The sequence below is a fragment of the Streptomyces sp. NBC_01717 genome (assembly GCF_036248255.1).
GTDB lineage: Bacteria > Actinomycetota > Actinomycetes > Streptomycetales > Streptomycetaceae > Streptomyces.
This window is the reverse complement of the sequence record NZ_CP109178.1, coordinates 8,490,512-8,509,707: the sequence shown is the minus strand read 5'-3', so window position 1 is coordinate 8,509,707 and position 19,196 is coordinate 8,490,512. Positions and strand designations below refer to the sequence as shown.

The 19,196-nt window shown below is 67.4% G+C and carries 13 protein-coding genes; 10 read left to right on the top strand and 3 right to left on the bottom strand.

Annotated elements, in window-relative coordinates:
• The first annotated feature begins 41 nt into the window (after positions 1-41).
• The 6 genes from OHB49_RS38505 to OHB49_RS38480 all read left to right on the top strand — a co-directional run bounded on the left by OHB49_RS38505 (position 42) and on the right by OHB49_RS38480 (position 6,732).
• Positions 42-842, top strand: coding sequence for a sugar phosphate isomerase/epimerase family protein (locus OHB49_RS38505; protein ID WP_329165537.1), 801 nt, complete (start codon positions 42-44; stop codon positions 840-842).
• On the top strand, positions 839-2,230 hold the full coding sequence (locus tag OHB49_RS38500) for an MGH1-like glycoside hydrolase domain-containing protein (protein WP_329165536.1): 1,392 nt from the start codon (positions 839-841) through the stop codon (positions 2,228-2,230). Before OHB49_RS38505 ends, OHB49_RS38500 begins: the two co-directional genes overlap by 4 nt.
• Positions 2,227-4,188 carry an amylo-alpha-1,6-glucosidase gene (locus OHB49_RS38495; RefSeq protein WP_329165534.1) on the top strand — a complete coding sequence of 654 codons (1,962 nt, stop codon included), beginning with the start codon at positions 2,227-2,229 and terminating at the stop codon, positions 4,186-4,188. The genes OHB49_RS38500 and OHB49_RS38495 overlap by 4 nt, the downstream gene beginning before the upstream one ends.
• 319 nt (positions 4,189-4,507) lie before the next feature.
• Positions 4,508-4,681, top strand: a complete 174-nt coding sequence (locus OHB49_RS38490) for a hypothetical protein (RefSeq protein ID WP_329165520.1) — start codon at positions 4,508-4,510, stop codon at positions 4,679-4,681.
• A gap of 359 nt (positions 4,682-5,040) precedes the next feature.
• Positions 5,041-5,943 (top strand): DUF3626 domain-containing protein, encoded by a 903-nt coding sequence (locus tag OHB49_RS38485; RefSeq protein WP_329165533.1) that lies wholly within the window; start codon positions 5,041-5,043, stop codon positions 5,941-5,943.
• Positions 5,930-6,732 (top strand): IS5 family transposase gene (locus OHB49_RS38480; protein WP_329165531.1). Its coding sequence is split into 2 segments (ribosomal slippage): positions 5,930-6,271 and positions 6,274-6,732, totalling 801 coding nucleotides; the frame shifts between segments, so codons are not numbered across the junction. Before OHB49_RS38485 ends, OHB49_RS38480 begins: the two co-directional genes overlap by 14 nt.
• Positions 6,733-6,802: 70 nt before the next feature.
• Here OHB49_RS38480 and OHB49_RS38475 read toward each other — a convergent pair.
• Positions 6,803-9,235 (bottom strand): SpoIIE family protein phosphatase, encoded by a 2,433-nt coding sequence (locus tag OHB49_RS38475; protein ID WP_329166777.1) that lies wholly within the window; start codon positions 9,233-9,235, stop codon positions 6,803-6,805.
• Between the two features lie 155 nt (positions 9,236-9,390).
• A complete protein-coding gene (locus tag OHB49_RS38470; RefSeq protein WP_329165530.1) occupies positions 9,391-13,707 on the bottom strand; it encodes a HAMP domain-containing protein in 4,317 nt (1,438 codons plus the stop codon).
• Between the two features lie 627 nt (positions 13,708-14,334).
• Here OHB49_RS38470 and OHB49_RS38465 point away from each other — a divergent pair.
• From OHB49_RS38465 to OHB49_RS38450, 4 genes are all read left to right on the top strand, one after another.
• Positions 14,335-15,645: a PP2C family protein-serine/threonine phosphatase gene (locus OHB49_RS38465; protein ID WP_329165528.1), complete on the top strand. Its 1,311-nt coding sequence runs from the start codon at positions 14,335-14,337 to the stop codon at positions 15,643-15,645.
• Positions 15,646-15,995: 350 nt separating this feature from the next.
• Positions 15,996-16,973, top strand: coding sequence for an aldo/keto reductase (locus tag OHB49_RS38460; RefSeq protein WP_329165527.1), 978 nt, complete (start codon positions 15,996-15,998; stop codon positions 16,971-16,973).
• 439 nt (positions 16,974-17,412) lie between these two features.
• Complete coding sequence (locus tag OHB49_RS38455) at positions 17,413-17,601, top strand: hypothetical protein (protein WP_329165526.1); 189 nt, start codon at positions 17,413-17,415, stop codon at positions 17,599-17,601.
• 536 nt (positions 17,602-18,137) lie between these two features.
• On the top strand, positions 18,138-18,566 hold the full coding sequence (locus OHB49_RS38450) for a VOC family protein (RefSeq protein ID WP_329165525.1): 429 nt from the start codon (positions 18,138-18,140) through the stop codon (positions 18,564-18,566).
• A 206-nt stretch (positions 18,567-18,772) separates the two neighbouring features.
• Here the strand turns inward: OHB49_RS38450 and OHB49_RS38445 are convergent, their stop codons facing one another.
• Positions 18,773-19,168 (bottom strand): MerR family transcriptional regulator, encoded by a 396-nt coding sequence (locus OHB49_RS38445; protein ID WP_329165524.1) that lies wholly within the window; start codon positions 19,166-19,168, stop codon positions 18,773-18,775.
• Between the last annotated feature and the right edge of the window lie 28 nt (positions 19,169-19,196).

Sequence of the window (19,196 nt, the reverse complement as noted above, 5' to 3'; positions counted from 1 at the left end):
ACGACTTCAGCGCGCTGCCCATCAGCGCCGAAAGGCACCCCGTGATCAAGACCGCCTGCCAGGAACAACTGCTCCCCGGCAACTCGCTCCAGGAGAAATGGTCGTTCGCCCAGGCCGCCGGCTACGACGCCATCGAACTGCGCTCCAAGGGCGACTTCCATTTCCGCGACCGCCTGCCCGAGCTGAAGGAGGCCGTCGCTGATGGTGTCGTCATGCCCACCGTCTGTGTCGACATGCTGCACTTCTTCGCAGCGTTCGACGACGCCCTGCGCCGGGACGCGCTGGAGCAGATGAAGTCGCAGCTGAGCGTCGCGGCAGAGATAGGTGCGCTGGGCGTGCAGACCCCGGCCTCGTACGGAATGTTCTCGCGTCGCCTGCCGCCCTTCGAACCGCCGCGCACCGAGGAGCAGGACCGCGACGTGCTGCTCGCCGGCCTGACGGAGCTGGGCGAACACGCGCGCAAGGAGGGCGTCACCCTCTACCTGGAGCCGCTGAACCGGTACGAGGACCACATGGTCAACCGCTTGGAGCAGGCCGCGGACCTGATCCGTACGGTCGGGCTGGACTCGGTCCGTATCGGTATCGACAGCTACCACATGAACATCGAGGAAGCCGATCCGTCGGCTGCCATCCTCGCTGCCGCCCCGTACATCGGCCATGCCCAGGTCAGCGACTCCAACCGGTTCCAGCCGGGGGCCGGGCACCTGGACTGGCCGGCCTGGCTCGGCGCCCTGCACACCATCGGCTTCGAGGGCTACCTCGCCGCCGAGTGTCGCCTGACCGGCGACCCTGTCGAGGCCGTCCGTTCGATCCCCGCGTTCCTTCGGAGGTCCGGCGCGTGACGCTGCTGCTCCAGACCCCCGTGCCCGCCGCCGTCGACAACCTGACTCTTCGACGCGGCGCGGCACGGGTCCTGTTCACCAACTGGACGGGCAGTTCCACCGTCCCGTCCCGTGGCCTGTATCCCCACCAGTGGAGCTGGGACTCGGCCTTCATCGCCATCGGTCTGCGCCATCTGTCCGTGCGGCGTGCTCAGCGCGAGCTGGAGACGCTGGTCGGGGCCCAGTGGGCCGACGGACGGATTCCGCACATCGTCTTCAATCCCGCGGTCCCCCTCGACGCCTATTTCCCGAGCCCCGATTTCTGGCGCTCCTCTCGGGACGGCGCGGCAGCGGGAGCTCCGGCAGGTATCGAGACCTCGGGGATCGTGCAACCCCCCGTACACGCGCTCGCCGCCTGGCTCGTCCACCGGTCCGACCCCGAGGCGTCGCGCCGCCGTGGATTCCTGCCTCGCATGTACGGACATCTGGCGGCCTGGCACGACTACCTCACGGGCCCCCGCAACCTGGGCGGTGGGGGTCTCGCCGCCATGGTGCATCCGTGGGAGCCCGGCATGGACAACAGCCCTTGCTGGGACGGTCCCTTGCAACGTGTCGAACCGGCCGAGACGGGCTCCTACCGGCGCGCCGACCTCGACCACGGACAGCCATCGGAGCGCCCCACCGATCTGGACTACGGCCGATACGTGCGCCTCGCCACCGACTACCGCGACAGCGGTTACGCGGACAAGGGCACCCGGCACGCCTTCGCGGTCGAGGACCCCTGTGTCAACGCGCTCCTGATCGTCTCGGAACACGCACTCGCGCGCATCGCCGCCGAGACCGGTGCCGATCCCGCGCCCCACGAACACCGGGCCACGCGTCTGACCGAGGCACTGGTGGAGCGGCTCTGGTCACCCGATGACGGAATGTTCCTCTGCCGCGACCTGGTGGGCGGCGGTCTCCTCGCCGAGCGCAGCGTCGCCGGGCTCCTCCCTCTCATCGTGCCCGGACTCCCGCGGGACGTCGTGGACGCACTGATCCGCACTGCCACGGGCCCAGGTTTCCGGCTCGGTGAGATTCCGATGGTCCCGTCGTACGACGTCACCCGGCCTGCTTTCGACCCGTCCCGCTACTGGCGCGGCCCGGCGTGGTTCAACACCAACTGGCTGCTGGAACGGGGCCTGCGCCAATACGGACAGATCCGTGCGGCGGACCGCCTGCGCACCTCGATACTCGCCGCTGCGGGGGCCTGCGACTTCGCGGAGTACGTGGACCCCTTCACCGCGCAGGCCCGCGGTACTCGCGATTTCGGATGGACGGCCGCCCTCACCCTCGACCTGCTGGCGTCTGCCCCGCCCGCGGGAAACACCAGCCGCACCACCGACCCCTCGAACGGAGCGCGAACGTGAACGGGACAGCGGACATCACCCTCGTCCGCGCAGGCACCTTCGCCGTCCTCGGCGCCGAGGGCGACATCACAGGCCGCCGGGGCAGGTCTCCCGACGGTCTTTTCCGGCGCGATGCACGGCATCTGAGTCTCTGGTCCCTGACGGTCGACGGCGCGGCACCCACCGTGCTCGTCCCCCCCGACGGTGACGAGCCCTCCACCTGCGTACTGATCCCGCCGGGTACTCGTGACGAGCCTCCTGCCTACACGGTCTTCCGTGAGCAGACACTCGGTGACGGAGTCCTGACGGAGCGGCTCCGGTTGGTCAGCAACCGGGCGGACGACACCACCGCGATCGTGAACCTGTGTGTCGACGCCGACTTCGCCGACCAGTTCGAACTCCGGTCCGACGGACGGCAATACAACAAGGACGGCGCCCGTCGCACTGCCCGTGTCGAAAGCGACGGAGTGACCTTCGGGTACGCACGCGGTGACTGGCTCTCCCGTACGACGGTCACCACAGCCCCCGCACCGGCCGCCGTGACGCCCCTCGGCGCAGAGGGCACGGCCCAGCGACTGGAGTGGCAGCTGTCCCTCCCCGGGCACGGAACGGCGGAACTGCTGCTGACCGTTGCAGCACACCCGCACGGCTCACCCGCCCCGAAGCCGCTCGTCACGCCGTCCGAAGCCGCGTCGGCCGGCGCGGCCGACACGGCGGCCTTCGTCGGCGAGTTGCAGCTCCCGATGCCTGACGACTCACCCGCCGGACTGGCCGCGGCATGCGCCCGCGGTCTGGCCGACCTGGCAATGCTGCGGGTACCCACCATCGGTCCTGACGGCGAGGAACTGCGCGTACCCGGCGCCGGAGTTCCTTGGTTCCTCACCCTCTTCGGCCGCGACTCCCTCCTCACCTCCCACTTCGCACTGCCCTACCGGCCGGAACTCGCCGCAGACACACTCGCGGCGCTCGCAGCAACGCAAGGCACACGGTACGACGCAGACCGAGGTGAACAGCCGGGCCGTATCGTCCACGAAATCCGCCACGGCGAATTGGCCCACTTCCGCCAAGTACCGTACGGCCGCTACTACGGATCCGTGGACGCGACCCCACTCTTCCTCGTGCTCCTCGACAGCTACACGCAGGCCACCAGCGACAGCTCCCTCGCCGCCCGTCTCGAACCACACGCACGTGCGGCCATTGCCTGGATGTTCCGGGACGGCGGCCTGGAGCATGACGGCTACCTCCGCTACATGCCCGACCCCAACGGACTGGTCAACCAGAACTGGAAGGACTCAGCCGGGGCAATCTGCTTCCACAACGGCACCCAGGCCGAGGGGCCGATCGCAGTCGCCGAGGCTCAGGGATACGCATACGACGCGCTGGTCCGCACCGCCAGGCTGTCCCGCGAGGCCTGGAACGACCCCGGCTGGGCCGACGAACTGGACGCGGCCGCCACCGCCCTGCGCACGCGCTTCCTCCGGGACTTCTGGATGCCGGAATCCGACTTCCCCGCCCTCGCGCTGGACGGACAGGGGCGACAGGTCGACTCGCTCGCGTCCGACGCCGGGCACCTGCTGTGGTCAGGCATTCTCGACCGGCCCCACGCACAACGTGTCGGACGGCGACTGCTGCAACCCGACTTCTACTCCGGATGGGCCATCCGCACTCTGGCCGCCGGGCAGCCCGGCTACCACCCGCTCTCCTACCATCGCGGCACATGCTGGCCGCACGACAACGCCATCATTCTGCTCGGGCTCGCACGCTGCGGTCTGGCACCCGAGGCACGCACGCTGGCCCTGAGCCTCCTGGAGGCGGCCGCGCACCACGACAACCGCCTGCCAGAGGTAATGGCCGGCTACGGGCGCGCGGAACACCCGAAGCCACTGCCCTATCCGCACTCCTGCACACCGCAGGCCTGGGCAGCGGCAACCCCTCTGGCGATCCTCACAGCCCTCCGGCACGCGGACGGGAGCATGTGAGCAGCTGAAGGTGCGTCGCCGGTGCCGGCCGCGCCGTCACGGCTTGTCCCTGCTCGGGTCCACGTCACCGTCCAGGTCGAAGTCGCGGTGCCCCCTCTACCGGCCATCCGGCTCACCGGTCGCGGGCCGCATGAGCAGGGTCCGGAGGGCGTCGCCGCGGCGGCGGGCGAAGCGTCATCCATTCGGCCCGCAGTGGTTGCTGGTGTGCGTCGTTGGAGGTGGGCTGTCAGTGCGCCTGCCGATAGTCGCCGGCGCCAGGAGCGGCCCGCCGAACGGGCTGGGCCGGCCCCACCGACCCACACGAGAGTTGGAGATTTCCATGCCGTACCGCAAGGGACAGCAAGTGGAGTACCGCGACCAGCAGGACGAGCTTCAGCGGGGCGAGATCCGCAGTGCTGAGGGCAGCGGGGCGCAGACGCGCTACGCCGTCCAGAACGAGGCGACCATGCGCGAAGACAAGGTCAGCGAGCACCAGATCGAGCGAGAGCTGTAACAACAGCTTTCCCGAAGCGGCCGCCGTTGCACGCAAAGTGCAACGGCGGCTGCTGGATGTCCTGCGCCGGCGGATGGAGCGGCGGTAGCCGGCGCGCCGCCCCAGGCATAGTCGGTGTCGACGTAAGCGATGTCGGTGATTCCCCGAGCAGGTGGCTCGCGCGTCGGCCGATTTCCTTGCTTACGCCCCTGAACCGTACTGCGCCGCGATGCGCGTGCAGGCAGCCGCATTCACCGCGGGCGTGGCCGCCTTTAGAGATCGTCTCGATTGGTGATCAATCAACGCTCTGTCACGCTGGAACGGGCTGCCGGTGGACAATCCGCATGCACCGGTTGATCAGGGTGGGGAACACTGTGCTGATGAGCTCTGCAGCCTCCCAGACAGCGCAGGAACGGGCCCTTCGGCATGTCGCGGAACTGGCGTCGGGCCCTCCGATGGACCCGGCATTGCGGGTGACCCTCAACTTCCACCCGGACCGTCTGCTGCGCGGCAAGCCGATCCTGGACGCTATGGCAGAGGGCGGCGTCTACCACTCACAGTTCGTCACTGGCACCAGCAACGGCGGCCTGACCGCGCATCCAGGCGGCGACCGGTGGCGCTGGGAGAGCCGGATCTTCGACGGGGCGTACGACGAAGCGACCGCTCATGAGCGGCCCGTCTACGGGGCGTTGAACTTCCGCCGCAAGCCGGTCGGCGGGGCGCCGCGGTTCGGCTCGGCCCACTTCCGGCTGACGGCCCAGACGCTGACGCGGACCACATTCTGCTACCCGGACAGCTTCCTCGAACCCTCGGATTTCGGTGTCGCGGCCCGCACGGGGCTCATCGAGCTTGCCCTCGCCGATCGTCAGGACGAGCTTGACGACTACATCGAGGCGCAAGTGCACGGGCCGGTCCAGCTGCAATGCCATGTGGAGGCACTGGTCCTGGACCCCTGCTACCAAGGTACGACGGTCGAGGCCGCGGCTCTGGTCCTTGGCTGCCCGGTGGAGTGGCACCCTGGCTTCCGGCTCGGGGTTGAAGAACTCCGACGTCACCCCGGCTACCGCGGTCAGGAATACGTCGACTTGGGCACGCAGATCGCGGTCGACGGCATGCTCGATCCTCGGATCGTCGGAGACGCTGCACGTGCCGGCTTCTATGACCCCCAGGCGGTCAAGAAGGTGTGGCACTACCTGGCACGATTCGGGGCCCGGTGGAAGGCCACTGACACATCGGTGGCTCCGGCACCGATGGAGGGGGCTGTACTCGATGGCCTTCGTTGAGGGGCTGGTTCCGGAGGGACTGTGGGATTTGTTCCGGGCTGTGAGACCGCAGATCCCCACGAGGCCGCAGGGCGGCGGCCGTCGGCGGGTCGACGATCGCGCGGTGCTCGCCGCGATCATCTTTGTCGCCACGTCAGGGTGCACCTGGCGGCAGCTGCCGCCGGTCTTTGGTGCCTCATGGCAGACGGTCCACCGGCGGTTCTCCGAGTGGACCGCGGCGCGGGTGTGGGCGAAGCTCCACCGCCTGGTGCTGGACGAGCTCGGCGCCCGCGGAGAGCTGGACTGGTCGCGGTGCGCGATCGACTCCGTGAACATGCGAGCCCTCAAAGGGGGGAGCTGACAGGCCCGAATCCTGTCGATCGTGGCAAGAAAGGCTCGAAGATCCACTTGATCACAGAACGGACGGGTCTGCCCCTCTCAATCGGCATCTCCGCCGCCAACACCCACGACAGCCAGGGTCTCGAACCCCTCGTCCGAGGCATACCGCCCATCCGCTCCCGCCGTGGGCCGCGTCGCCGCCGTCCGGCCAAACTGCACGGCGACAAGGGCTACGACTACGACCACCTGCGGAAATGGCTCCGTTCTCGGAACATCACGCCGCGCATCGCGCGCAGGGGCATCGAATCCTCCCAGCGTCTCGGCCGCCACCGCTGGACCGTGGAGCGGACTGTGGCCTGGCTGTCCGGGTGCCGTCGTCTGCACCGCCGCTACGAACGCAAGGCCGAGCACTTCCTCGCCTTCGCCGGCATCGCCGCCACCCTCATCTGCTACCGGAGATTGACCAACTGAGACGATCTGTTAGGCATCACATCGCTGTTGGGCAAGCCCAAGGGCGGGCGGCGAGTACATCCACCGATGGTCACGACACCTTGATACCGATGATGCACGTGTCGTCGTCGGTATCTGAGTCGCTGTGTGTGAGCAGACGGTCGAGTCGGCGTTCGAGAGTCGGGGCAGGGGCCTCCGCCGTGGTGAGGAGTTGGGCGAGGGAGTCTTGAACACTGGTGTCCCTGCGCTCGATGAGGCCGTCGGTGTACAGCAGCAGCGTGTCAGCCGGGTCGAGTTGGACCTCACCTTCCTCGTACTCGGCCTGAGCGAGCGCGCCGAGGAGGAGACCGCCGAGCATAGGCAGGGTGGCCGCCCCCTCGCCACGTACGAGGACGGGAGGCAGGTGACCTGCCCTGGCCCACCGCAGGATGCGGGTTTCCGGGTCGTACAGGCCGCAGACCGCAGTGGCCGTGACTTGCTCGGCGAGGTGGTGGGCCACGATGTTCAGCCAGGACAGGAGCTGGCCCGGGCCCGCACCGGTGATGGCGAGACCGCGCATGGCGTTGCGCAGGACCACCATCCCTGTCGCAGCTTTTATGCCGTGGCCGGCGACGTCTCCGACGCACAGCAGTATCTGCTTGGAGGGAAGGACGACGGCGTCGTACCAGTCGCCGCCCACCAGGGACTCGGACTCCGCCGGCCTGTACCGCACAGCGACCTCGAGGCCGGGCGCGTCGAGCGGCTCCTGGGTCGGCGGCATGATGGCGTGTTGGAGCTGCAGTGCCAAGCGGTTGCGTTCAGCCGATTCCTGTTCCGAGTACGCAAGTTGGTCACGTGTGGCAGCAAGGGCCACCTCGGTCCAGTGTTGTGAGGAGATGTCCTGGTAGGCCCCGCGCACCGCGAGGAGACGATCGTCAGCGTCGAATACGGGCTCAGCGATGACTCGAATGTGCCGGGTGACGCCGCCGGGACGCATCAAGCGGAAGGCCGTCGAGGTGGACCGCCGATGGTGAAGCACTGCCTGGAGGAAGCGGCCGATGGCGACGGCATCGTCCGGATGCGCGTGGGCAGCGAGATCCTGCAGAGATACAGGGGCTTCGGTGGCAGGACGCCCGTACAGAGCGAAGAGCTGACCGTTCCAGGTGATCTCACCCGTGACAAGGTTCTCCTCGAAACCACCGATGCGGCCAAGGCGCTGGGCATGCTGGAGCAGGCTGGCGAGCCGGGCAGCCTCGTCCTCGATGCGCCAGATGAGCAGCACACTGTCGCCGTGTCGGCTGATGCTGAGGTCGGCGACGGAGGCCAGCGGCACCTGGTCGACCAGCGCGGTCAGCGTCATCCGCTGGGCGCGGAATGGTTCACCGGTGGCGTAGACACGTTCGATCTTCTCGAAGAGTTCGCTGTCACCAGCTGCCATCGGGTAGGCCTCCAGCAGCAACGCCCCGTCGACCGCGCTGCGGGGCCGCCCCGCCGGGTCGAGGTAGCGGCTGTTGGCGTGCCGGACTCGAAAATCGGTGAGGTGGCCGTCCGCGTCAAGGTGTGGCGTGAGCACGAGAGCCGGGTCATACAGGCCTTCGGACAGATCGACGAGCTCGGAGATGTCGGCCCGCTCCCGGGCAGCGGGGTGCCACTCCCTCGACGCCGGAACACTGTCGAGGGTGTGACCACACAGCTCGGCCAGTGCCTCGATCTGGCGTGCTTCCGCCGGTGAGTGCGGTGGAAGCGGCTGGGGCCAGCAGATCTCCAGTACCCCCAGCGTGCGCCCGCCCGTTCCGGCGGGAAGGGCCACCCGGCCGCTGCCCGGGGTCTGCAGGTGCCCGATGGACGGGATACCTGCCTCGGTGAGGGAGGAGACCCGGACAGTGCGGCGTTGACTGAGCGCCAGTCGGGCAACGGTCGCCACGCCAGGCGGCACGTACCGCCAGCGTCCTGCCTCGTCGGCGCTGAACCCGGCGTGGCCGGACAAGGTCAGGGAGGCGTCCGAGCCGGCGGTCCAAACGGCCACGGCCGTCGCGCCGAGAGGTGCGAGCGCGTGTTCAAGCAAGGATTCGGCCACGGCTTGAGTGTCGCCGGCAGCCAACGCGGCGCTTTCGGCGGTGCGCAGGCGTACGGCAACGGACGATTCGGCCTTGTCCGCACGCTCGGAGCCACCGTTCGCCTGCCGGACGAAATCGCCCACGACCTCTGCCACCTGGTCGCGTGCGGCCTGGTTGATGATGTCCACTGCCAGTTCCAGCGTGGACGCCCCGGCGCGGGCGGCAAGTTCCGTGAGCTGGCGCGCCGCCTGTGCCGGACCGCATCGTAGGCGCTCAACCATGATCCCCTTGGCGAGCTCGATGAGAGCACGCCCGTCCGCCGCGGCATGCGCCGCGCTGACCTCTGCCCGAAGCCGTTCCACGGTGGCGGCCAGACGTCCGACGGCTGACGCCGACTGCGCTCCCCCGGCCGACTCCTGGAGGAGCTGACTCGGCCCGGGAGAAGCCAAGTCACTGAACGGTTTTGGGCTGTCCGCATCGATCGGCATGGCATCCGCGGGTGCGTTGATCGCCCCCGGTCCGGCTGCTTCGACGGACGGGAGCGCCCATGTATCGGACAGATGGTCCTTGTACTGTTCGGGGTTGGGCCCGAGACTTCGCCCTGTCCCACCCTCGTCGCCGTCGACGTCGTCGAAAGAGGAGGTCACGACATCACCCGGGCGTCGGACTGGGGGCTCAGCCACCTACGCACGCAGGCGATGAGGTCGTTGGCGTCCACCGGCTTTGTGACGTAGTCGTTGGCGCCGGAGGCAAGACTCTTCTCCCGGTCTCCGGGCATCGCCTTTGCGGTGACCGTGATGATGGGCAGGTTCGCGTGCGCGGGCATCTGCCTGATCCTCGTGGTCGCTGTGTACCCGTCCATCTCCGGCATCATCACGTCCATCAGAATCAGGTCGATGTCCGGGTGCTCGGTGAGTGCCTCGATTGCCTTGAGGCCGTTCTCCGCGTGCAGGACGAGCAGGCCGTGAAGCTCCAGGATCCCACTGAGGGCGTAGAGGTTGCGGGCGTCGTCGTCGACGACGAGCACGGTACGGCCGTGGAAACTGTCATCGATGGCCTGAGGGATCGGCGGGTGGGATTCCTCGCCGCGCACCAGAGGGACCACAGCGCCCGGCTGTTCGGCCGACAAGTGGAGTGCGATTCGTTCCCGCAATTCGTCGAGGCTGGAGAGAAGTTCCAGGGGCTGCTTGTAGCTCCGTGACTGGAGTGCCTGTTCGTGTGCTGCGTCCATGCGGCGGTTGTTGTGTGCGAGTACGGGGACAGTTCTGAGCGCCGGGTCGCCGTCCATGGCGTCCAGGAAGCGCAGCGCCTCGCTGTTGGCCATGTCGAGTTCGAGAACAACGCAGTGGAAGGGGGCGGCGGCCAGTGCGCCGGCTGCGTCCTGCGGCCCAACGGCAGCGATTACCTCGATGTCCGTACGGTCGTGGCTGCCGCCGAGTTCTGCCACGGCGCTCTCCGCGACGAGCGACAACAATCCGTGGGGACGCTCTTCGATCACCAGCAACCGGCGCGGCTTCCGTGGCTCCTTGCCTCCAGCGCCTTTTCGGTGGTTGTCGGATGGCCGGTCGGCTTGTACCGCCGTGGTCGCGGAGGCGGCTTCAGGCGAGGCGTCGGATTGCTCCTGGAAGTCCGCGCGCGCGACGGGCAGATACAAGGTGAACGTACTGCCGTGACCGGGTGCACTCTCAGCAGTGAGGGCGCCGCCGAGGAGATAGGCGATCTCGCGACTGATGGACAGCCCAAGTCCTGTACCTCCGTACTTGCGGCTGGTGGTGCCGTCCGCCTGCTGGAACGCCCCGAAGATGGTTTCCAGTTGTTGCTCGGCGATGCCGATGCCGGTGTCCTTCACCCGGAAGGCTACGACTGCGCCTCCGCGGTGCACGGGGTCGGGGAGCTCGCCATCGGCTGCTGGTTCGATGCGCAGTTCCACGCTGCCGCGTTCGGTGAACTTGACCGCGTTGGAGAGCAGGTTGCGCAGGACCTGCCGAAGCCGGGAGTCGTCCGTGAGCAGGTCGACCGGTACCCCGGGGGCCGTTGTGATGGTGAAGTCGAGACTCTTCTGCGTGGTCATCGGCTGGAACGTCGCCTCGACGTAGTCGAGGAGCTGCTGCAGCGCGACGCGTTCCGGATTGAGGTCCATCTTGCCGGCCTCGACCTTCGACAGGTCGAGGATGTCGTTGATCAGCTGGAGCAGATCGCTCCCGGCCGAGTGGATGATGCCGGCGTACTCGACCTGCTTGGCCGTGAGGTTACGGGTCGGATTCTGGGCGAGCAACTGGGCGAGGATGAGCAAACTGTTGAGTGGCGTCCGCAGTTCATGACTCATGTTCGCCAAGAATTCCGACTTGTACGTGGACGCCAGCGACAGCTGCTGGGCACGGTCCTCGAGCTCCTGCCGGGCCTGCTCGATCTCCAGGTTCTTGCCCTCGATGTCGCTGTTCTGCGCTGCCAGCAAGGCAGCCTTCTCCTCCAGCTCCGCGTTGGAACGCTGCAGTTCCTCCTGCTGCACTTGCAGTTCCTCGGAACGGGACTGCAGTTCACCGGTGAGCCGCTGCGACTCGCCGAGCAGCTCATCGGTACGGGCGTTGGCGACGATGGTGTTGACGTTGACGCCCACCATCTCCATGAGCTGCTCGAGGAAGTCCCGGTGAACGGGGGTGAAAGCGGTGAAGGAGGCGAGTTCGATGACGCCGAGCACCTGGTCGTCAACGACGATCGGCAGCACGATCAGGCTTCCTGGCGCCGTTCGGCCGAGTCCGGAAGAAATACTGATGTAGTCACTGGGGACTCCCTCTGCGGCGATGGTCCGACGGCTCCGTGCCGCCTGACCGACAAGGGACTCCCCCATCTTGAAGCGATCGTGGCCGGCACTGTCGACCGGGCGCCCGTACGAGCCCACAATTCTGAGCTCGGTGCCGTCCGTGGTCTCTTCCGCAAGATAGAACGCGCCGTACTGGGCGCAGACCAGCGGGGTGAGCTCGTCCATGACCAGCTCACCGACGACGCCCAGGTCGCGTTGGCCCTGCATCAGCCCGGAGATCCTGGCGAGGTTGGACTTCAGCCAGTCCTGTTCCTGGTTGGCCCGCGTCGTCTCGCGCAGGGAGCCGACCATCGAGTTGATGTTGTCCTTCAGCTCCGCCACCTCGCCGGACGCATCGACGGTGATCGACCGCGTCAGGTCGCCCTCAGCGACGGCACTGGCGACCTCGGCGATCGCCCGCACCTGGCGGGTGAGGTTGCCGGCCAGCTCGTTCACGTTCTCGGTCAGGCGCTTCCAGGTGCCTGAGACGCCTTCGACCTCGGCCTGCCCGCCGAGGCGGCCCTCGCTGCCCACCTCGCGGGCAACGCGGGTGACTTCCGCGGCGAAGGAGGACAGCTGATCGACCATCGTGTTGATGGTCGTCTTCAGTTCGAGGATCTCACCGCGGGCATCGACATCGATCTTCTTGGAAAGGTCACCGTTCGCGACAGCGGTGGTGACAAGAGCGATGTTGCGGACCTGACCCGTCAGGTTGCTCGCCATGGAGTTGACGTTGTCCGTGAGGTCCTTCCAGGTCCCCGCGACGTTCGGTACCCGGGCCTGGCCGCCAAGTCGCCCTTCGGTGCCGACCTCGCGCGCGACGCGGGTCACCTCGTCAGCGAACGACGACAGGGTGTCCACCATCGTGTTGATGACCTCGGCGAGCGCTGCGACCTCGCCCTCCGCCTCGACCGTGATCTTTCGCGAAAGATCGCCTCGAGCCACGGCGTTGGCCACCTGGGCGATGGAACGGACCTGCCCGGTCAGGTTGGACGCCATCACATTGACGTTGTCCGTGAGGTCCTTCCAGGTGCCGGAGGCACCTCTCACTGTCGCCTGTCCGCCGAGGTTGCCCTCCGTGCCCACCTCGCGAGCGACACGGGTCACCTCATCGGCGAACGCGGACAGCTGATCGACCATCGTATTGATGGTGTTCTTCAGCTCAAGGATCTCGCCCCGCGCGGTAACAGCGATCTTCTGCGACAGATCGCCCTGAGCGACCGCCGTCGCCACCTGCGCGATCGACCGAACCTGGTCCGTGAGGTTTCCGGCCATGAAATTGACCGAGTCGGTCAAGTCGCGCCACGTACCCGAAACGCCCTTGACATCGGCCTGACCACCCAGGATGCCCTCCGTGCCGACATCCCGCGCCATCCGGGTGACCTCATCGGCGAAGGACGACAGTTGATCGACCATCGTATTGATCGTGTTCTTCAGCTCGAGGATCTCGCCCCGGGCGGTGACTGTGATCTTCTGCGACAGGTCGCCCTGCGCCACCGCCGTCGTCACCTGGGCGATGTTGCGGACCTGGTCGGTCAGGTTGCCCGCCATGAAGTTCACGGAGTCGGTCAGGTCTCGCCAGGTTCCTGAGACGCCCTTGACGTCGGCCTGGCCACCGAGGTTGCCCTCCGTGCCGACCTCACGAGCCACCCGGGTCACCTCGTCCGCGAATGCCGACAGCTGGTCAACCATCGTATTGATGGTCTTCTTCAGCTGCAGAATCTCGCCCTGCGCATCGACATCGATCTTCTGAGAGAGGTCACCACGAGCCACCGCGGTGGCGACATGTGCGATGTCACGAACCTGGGTCGTGAGGTTGCCCGCCATGGCGTTCACCGAATCGGTCAGGTCTGCCCAGGTGCCGGAAACGCCCGGAACCTCAGCCTGACCCCCCAGCGTCCCTTCGGTACCGACCTCACGAGCGACCCGCGTCACCTCGGAGGTGAAGAGCGACAACTGATCGACCATGCCGTTGAACACGGTGGCGATCTCGCCGAGCAGGCCTTCCGCCTCGTCCGGCAGCCGCGTGCCGAAATCCCCGTCACGCACCGCGGTAAGGCCGACCAGCAGCTGCCGCAGCTCTGGCTCCCCAACCTTTCCTGCACCGCGCGCCCGCGTACGCGGCACCTGACGCGAGCCATCAACCGTCGAATCAGCCATGACCAACCCTCGTTACCCTCGCCAGGCACCCCGCCGGAAGGCAGAACGCCACCACGGCCCCTGCAGCGAGCCGCCCCCTTGAGCCCCCACCGCGTCGGCACAACTGTTGAAATTTGTAGGCAGAGAGTACCCCGGCCCACCTTGGCACGTCTTGGCGGCCTATCGGATCTTGCGACTTACGTTTCTGCTGCCGGCGGGCCGGCTGATGGTGCGTCGGCGAGGGCCGGAAGAATCACCGCGCGATGAATGAGCGGGCTTTTGTTCCGGCAACGATCTCGCGACCCGCGGCGGGTTCCGAGCGTCACGTGCCAACCGCTCGGCTTGGCCGAAGAGGAATGACTGGAGCACGACCCGCACCCCTACGCCGCCGGAGATGAAACGACTATGCGATGCACTGAAAAAATCTTCTTCTGATCTTCCACTCCCCTGGCCCCGAACCACAAACGATGTCGCGCGGTTACGAACCTGCTGTCTATATCACTGGGTCGACCGACTAGGACGGGGATGGTCACGGCTCTTTCAAAAAGTGGATCCGTCGTTCTCCTGTTTACCGGGGCGCTGGCGCCCCGGTCGGTGTGGTGCCGTCTGTAGCGCGGCTCTCTCGGCCGTCGAGAAAGGTGTTCGTCGATGAACAGCGCGGAAGCGGCGCGTGCACGGGTGCTGGCGGAGCTGATCGCTGCGAGTCATCTGATGACTCTGGAGCAAGTGCCTGGCACGGTGGCGTCACACGCTGCCGGGGTGGGCTGGCCTCAGGTGCTGATCTATCTGGCCGATCTGCAACAGGTTCGGCTGTACCTCCTGGCCGGCAGCGTTGACGCCGGCCCCGGTGGCGCCGACGTGCCGACTGAGTTGTCCGTTGAAGGGACCGTGGCGGGGCGGGCCTTCCAACTGGGCAAGGTCTTTCCGGCCTCGGCCTCCGCGAAGGGCCAGTGGTGGGTCCCGCTGCTGGACGGCACTGAGCGACTTGGGGTGCTCCGGGTCGGCATGCCAGACGCACAGGTCGAGGCGGACGAGGATCTGAACAAGCTCGCCGGATTGGTCGCCCTCCTTCTGGTGAGCAAGCGGGACACGAGCGACTCGTACTCCCAGTTGGTCCGCCGCCGGAGGATGGAAGTATCCGCCGAGATGGAATGGCAGCTGATGCCGCCGCGAACCTTCGCCACCGACCGTGTCCTGATCAGCGCGATCATGGAACCGGCCTACCAAGTCAGCGGAGATGTCTTCGACTACGCCCTCACCGGGGAGACCGTGCATCTGTCTGTGTTCGACGCCATGGGACACGACACCGCCGCCGGATTGACCGCAAACCTCGCGTTGGCCGCCGCTCGCAATCACCGCCGCCAGGGGTCCGGCCTTCTCCAGACGGCGGAAGGCATCGGTGAGATCCTGACCGAACAATTTGCGGGCAGCCGATACGCCACGGGCATCTTGGCCGACCTTCACCTGGCCACCGGCGTGCTGACCTGGACGAACTACGGCCACCACCCGCCAGTCGTCATCCGCGGCAACCGTACCCTCGTGCACCTGTCCTGCCCGCCCGCTCCCCCCATGGGAACCGGGCTGGACCAACCAGGCACCCTACGCCGCGACCAGCTCGAACCCCGGGACCGCCTGCTGCTCTACACCGACGGCATCACCGAAGCGCGCAACCGAGATCGACAGGAATTCGGCCTCCATGGCCTGACCGACTTCCTCATTCGCCACCACGCCGACGACCTCCCCGTCCCAGAAACCCTGCGCCGGCTGATCGGGCACCACATGGATTACCACGACGGCCGCCTCACCGACGACGCCACCGTGATGCTCGTGGAGTGGCACGGCCCAACCCCCTATCGACCCAGCCAGCTGCAGGCGCTCGCGGGCCTGCCCCCGTCAACCGCCCCGGAGACGATTTCCTCCGCGTGGGCCCAGCAACCCGCTGACGACGACGGCGCCTGAACGAAGCAACAAGCACGCCTCCCAGCTCCCGCTCAAGGTCGGTGCAGCCCTAGGGAGGAAGGTCCTGCCCCGTGTCGACCGCTCGGCCCAGCCGTGGGGGCCCTGCTGTTCCCCCTGAACAGCTCGGCCCCTCAACGAGGGCGCGCAGGCGCGATTATGGGCGCAACCTGGCCGTACGCTTCCCGCAAGACGTACGGCCACCGGCCCACCCACGGGCACCGAGGCCGGGCCGCGGACGCTGCCGTGCGCGGTCCGGCCTCGGTGCCCGCGGCCGCAAGCCCGCGACGAGCGGCCACCAGCAGACCGGACCAGAGTGGAACCAACCGAAGACGACGGAGCGGAGAGCACTGATGCGCCACACACACCTGCGTGACCTGGAAGTTTCCCGGGTCGGTCTCGGAGCGATGGGCATGTCCCAGGCGTACACCGGAGCGGGGACCGACGAGGCGGAGTCCGTCCGCACCGTGCACCGCGCGCTTGAATTGGGCGTCAACTTCATCGACACCGCTGAGATCTACGGCCCGTACACGAACGAGGAACTGCTCGGCCGAGCGCTGAAGGGGCACCGCCACGAGGTGGTGCTGGCGACGAAGTTCGGCATGGTCTCGCACGGCGGCGACGGGCCGGGGAACCTGGACTCCAGCCCGGCCAACATCCGCACCGCCGTCGAAGGATCACTCGCCCGACTCGACACAGACCACATCGACCTCTACTACCAGCACCGCGTCGACCCGAACGTACCGATCGAGGAGACGGCGGGCGCCGTGGGTGAGCTGATCGCCGAAGGCAAGGTCCGCGCGTTCGGCCTCTCCGAAGCCGGACCCGACACGATCCGCCGCGCGAACGCCGTCACACCCGTCTCCGCCGTCCAGTCCGAGTACTCCCTCTTCACGCGCGACCCGGAGGCCCGCGTCCTGCCGGCGCTCCGCGAACTCGGCATCGGCTTCGTCCCGTTCTCGCCGCTGGGACGCGGTTTCCTCACGGGGACGATCCGCTCCACCGACGGCTTCGCCGAGGACGACTTCCGTCGCGACAACCCGCGCTTCATCGGCAAGAACTTCAAGCACAACCTGGGCTTGGCCGACGAGGTCCAGGCCGTCGCCGCCGAAGTGGGCGCCACTCCGGCCCAGGTCGCCATCGCCTGGCTGCTCGCCCAGGGCGACGACATCGCGCCCATCCCCGGCACCAAGCATGTGAGCCGCGTCGAGGAGAACGCCGCCGCCGACGCCGTCCGGCTCACCCCCGCCCATCTCGAACGTCTGACGAACCTCCCGCCCGCAGCCGGCACCACGCACACCGAAGCCCAGATGAAGATGCTCGAACGCTGAACGCCGACACCTCCCGCACCGAAGGCAACGCCGGGTGTCAAGAAGTCCGGAGAGCATGACGTTGATCGGCCCGATCTCAGCCCTGCGAGGAGCATCGTCACGCACAGGAACAGCAGGTACGCGCCCGCCGAGGCCGACTCCAGGAGGATGACGACCAAGGAGGCCCCAGACGTTCGCGGTCGCGGTGAGGAGGACCGGCCATGACTTCAGTCCTGCCCGCCGTCTGCCTCGTCGGTGAGCGCACACTGAAGCCATGTTGTCCCGGTAGTGGCATGGCCAAGACGCCTCCGTACCGGCCCAGCGGTTCCGGGTGCCGCGGATGAGGCGACGGCCCCGGCCCGATGTGCGCGGCCCTGCCCCGCCGCGTTGGGGTTGCAGCCAGCTGATCAACACTCTGGACTCGGCATGCGGCGCGCGGGACGAGTCGCACGTTCGCGTCATGGAACTGCGCGAGCGCTTGGGACCGCCGGCCACTGAGCCGTGGAGCGAAGCGCAGACGACGACCTACGAAACCGCATGGCGGGCTTGGCAAGATCTCGAGCGCGATCTGCAGGAAGCGATCACGCAGTACGCGAAGAATGAGGGCCTTGATCGCAACGACATCGAGCAGGCCGTGCGCAGTGCCTGAGCACATCGGTCTTGTGGCCGACGAGCCGGTGCAGGCACGCCTGCGCTTCCTGGGACAGGTCGGCGTCTGTGCAGCACGAGCGGCCTGATCAGCCGACTGACTCAACTGCTGCCGGCAGCACCGTTGCTCGTTGCGGTGTGCTTCGGCCCGCTGGGTGAACAGCTTCAGAGCTTCCTGTTCTCGGTCGGGCCCGAACTCGCTGTGAGGGCCCCGTTCTTCATCGCATCGACCAGTGCGTGCCACATCCGTGCTTCGGCTGACCCGCTACGGCCCACTGGCGGCTCACCTACGGCTGTGCTGCGGCGGAGTCGCCGGGACACAGCCGAGGAACGGCGTTGCCCCAGCCCATGATCGGCCACTAGGGTCAGTCGGGTGACTGCCGGGTCGGCCATGGGCCATGCACGAGTGAGGCTCCCGGCCTCGGCGTGAGCGCATGGCGGGCAAGAGGCCCGCCCCCTTCTCCGCGTCTTTGCTCCCGGTGCCCGCGTGCGGTGCCCCATCCCAGCAAATCCCAAAGACCCGGAGACACACCACTGATGTCATACGACCGGCCTTACCCGCACGAATCCGAGCTGTCGGCAACCGCCGTCCAGCTGAACCACACCGCCGTCTATGCCAGGGACCGGCGCCTGTCGGCCGAATTCATCGCCGCGATCCTGGGGCTGAAGGTCGGCGCTCCGTTCGGGCCGTTCCTTCCCGTCGACCTGGGCAACGGGGTGACGCTCGACTACTACGAGAAGAGGAACGAGCCGATCCAGTCACAGCACTACGCGTTCCTCGTGCCCGACGCGCAGTTCCACGCCATGATCGCCCGTCTGGAGGCGGTCGGGGTCACCTACTACGCCGACCCCAGCCACACCGAACCCGGCCAGATCAACCGTCTTTTCGGCGGTCACGGCGCGTACTTCGGCGACCCGGACGGCCACAACATGGAGATCATGACCCGGCCCTACGTCCGCCCCTGACAGGCCGCCTGGCGGCGGTTCGTCGGGTGCTCCTCGCCGAGTGGCTCTCCGACTTCCTGCCCCGGGCCAACGCCCGGGGCAGCGGGGTGAGCTTGGAGCTTGTTCCCCTATGTACGGGCGCAGACGTGTGGAGCCCGGCCGCCGGATCGTTGAACCCACACTGAAATCGTAAACACGAGAAGAGACGGCGAGTTGAGGAACTAGCTTCAGGCGCCCCGCGGTTGATCAGGCGCAATCGGGGCCCGATGCTGCTCCACCTCGGCCAAGTACTCGGTCATCGCGTCCCGGTTACGGGTGAGCACCTCGACCCGCTCGGTGAGCTTGTCCCGTTCCGAGGTCAGCAACGCCAACATTTCTGGGGTCGCGTCCGGGAAATGAATGGACCTGGGTTTGTCCAAGCACGGCAAGATCTGTTTGATGATCCGAGTCGGCAACCCCGCCGCCAACAAGCCGCGGATCTGCTTTACACGGTCCACATACCGTTCGTCGTACTCACGGTATCCGTTCGTCGACCGATCGGGCACGATCAGGCCCTGCTCCTCGTAATAGCGCAGCAGGCGCCGAGACACGCCCGTCAACCGTGACAGTTCACCAATCCGCACATCGTCGAGGGTAACCGCGCACCCTGCG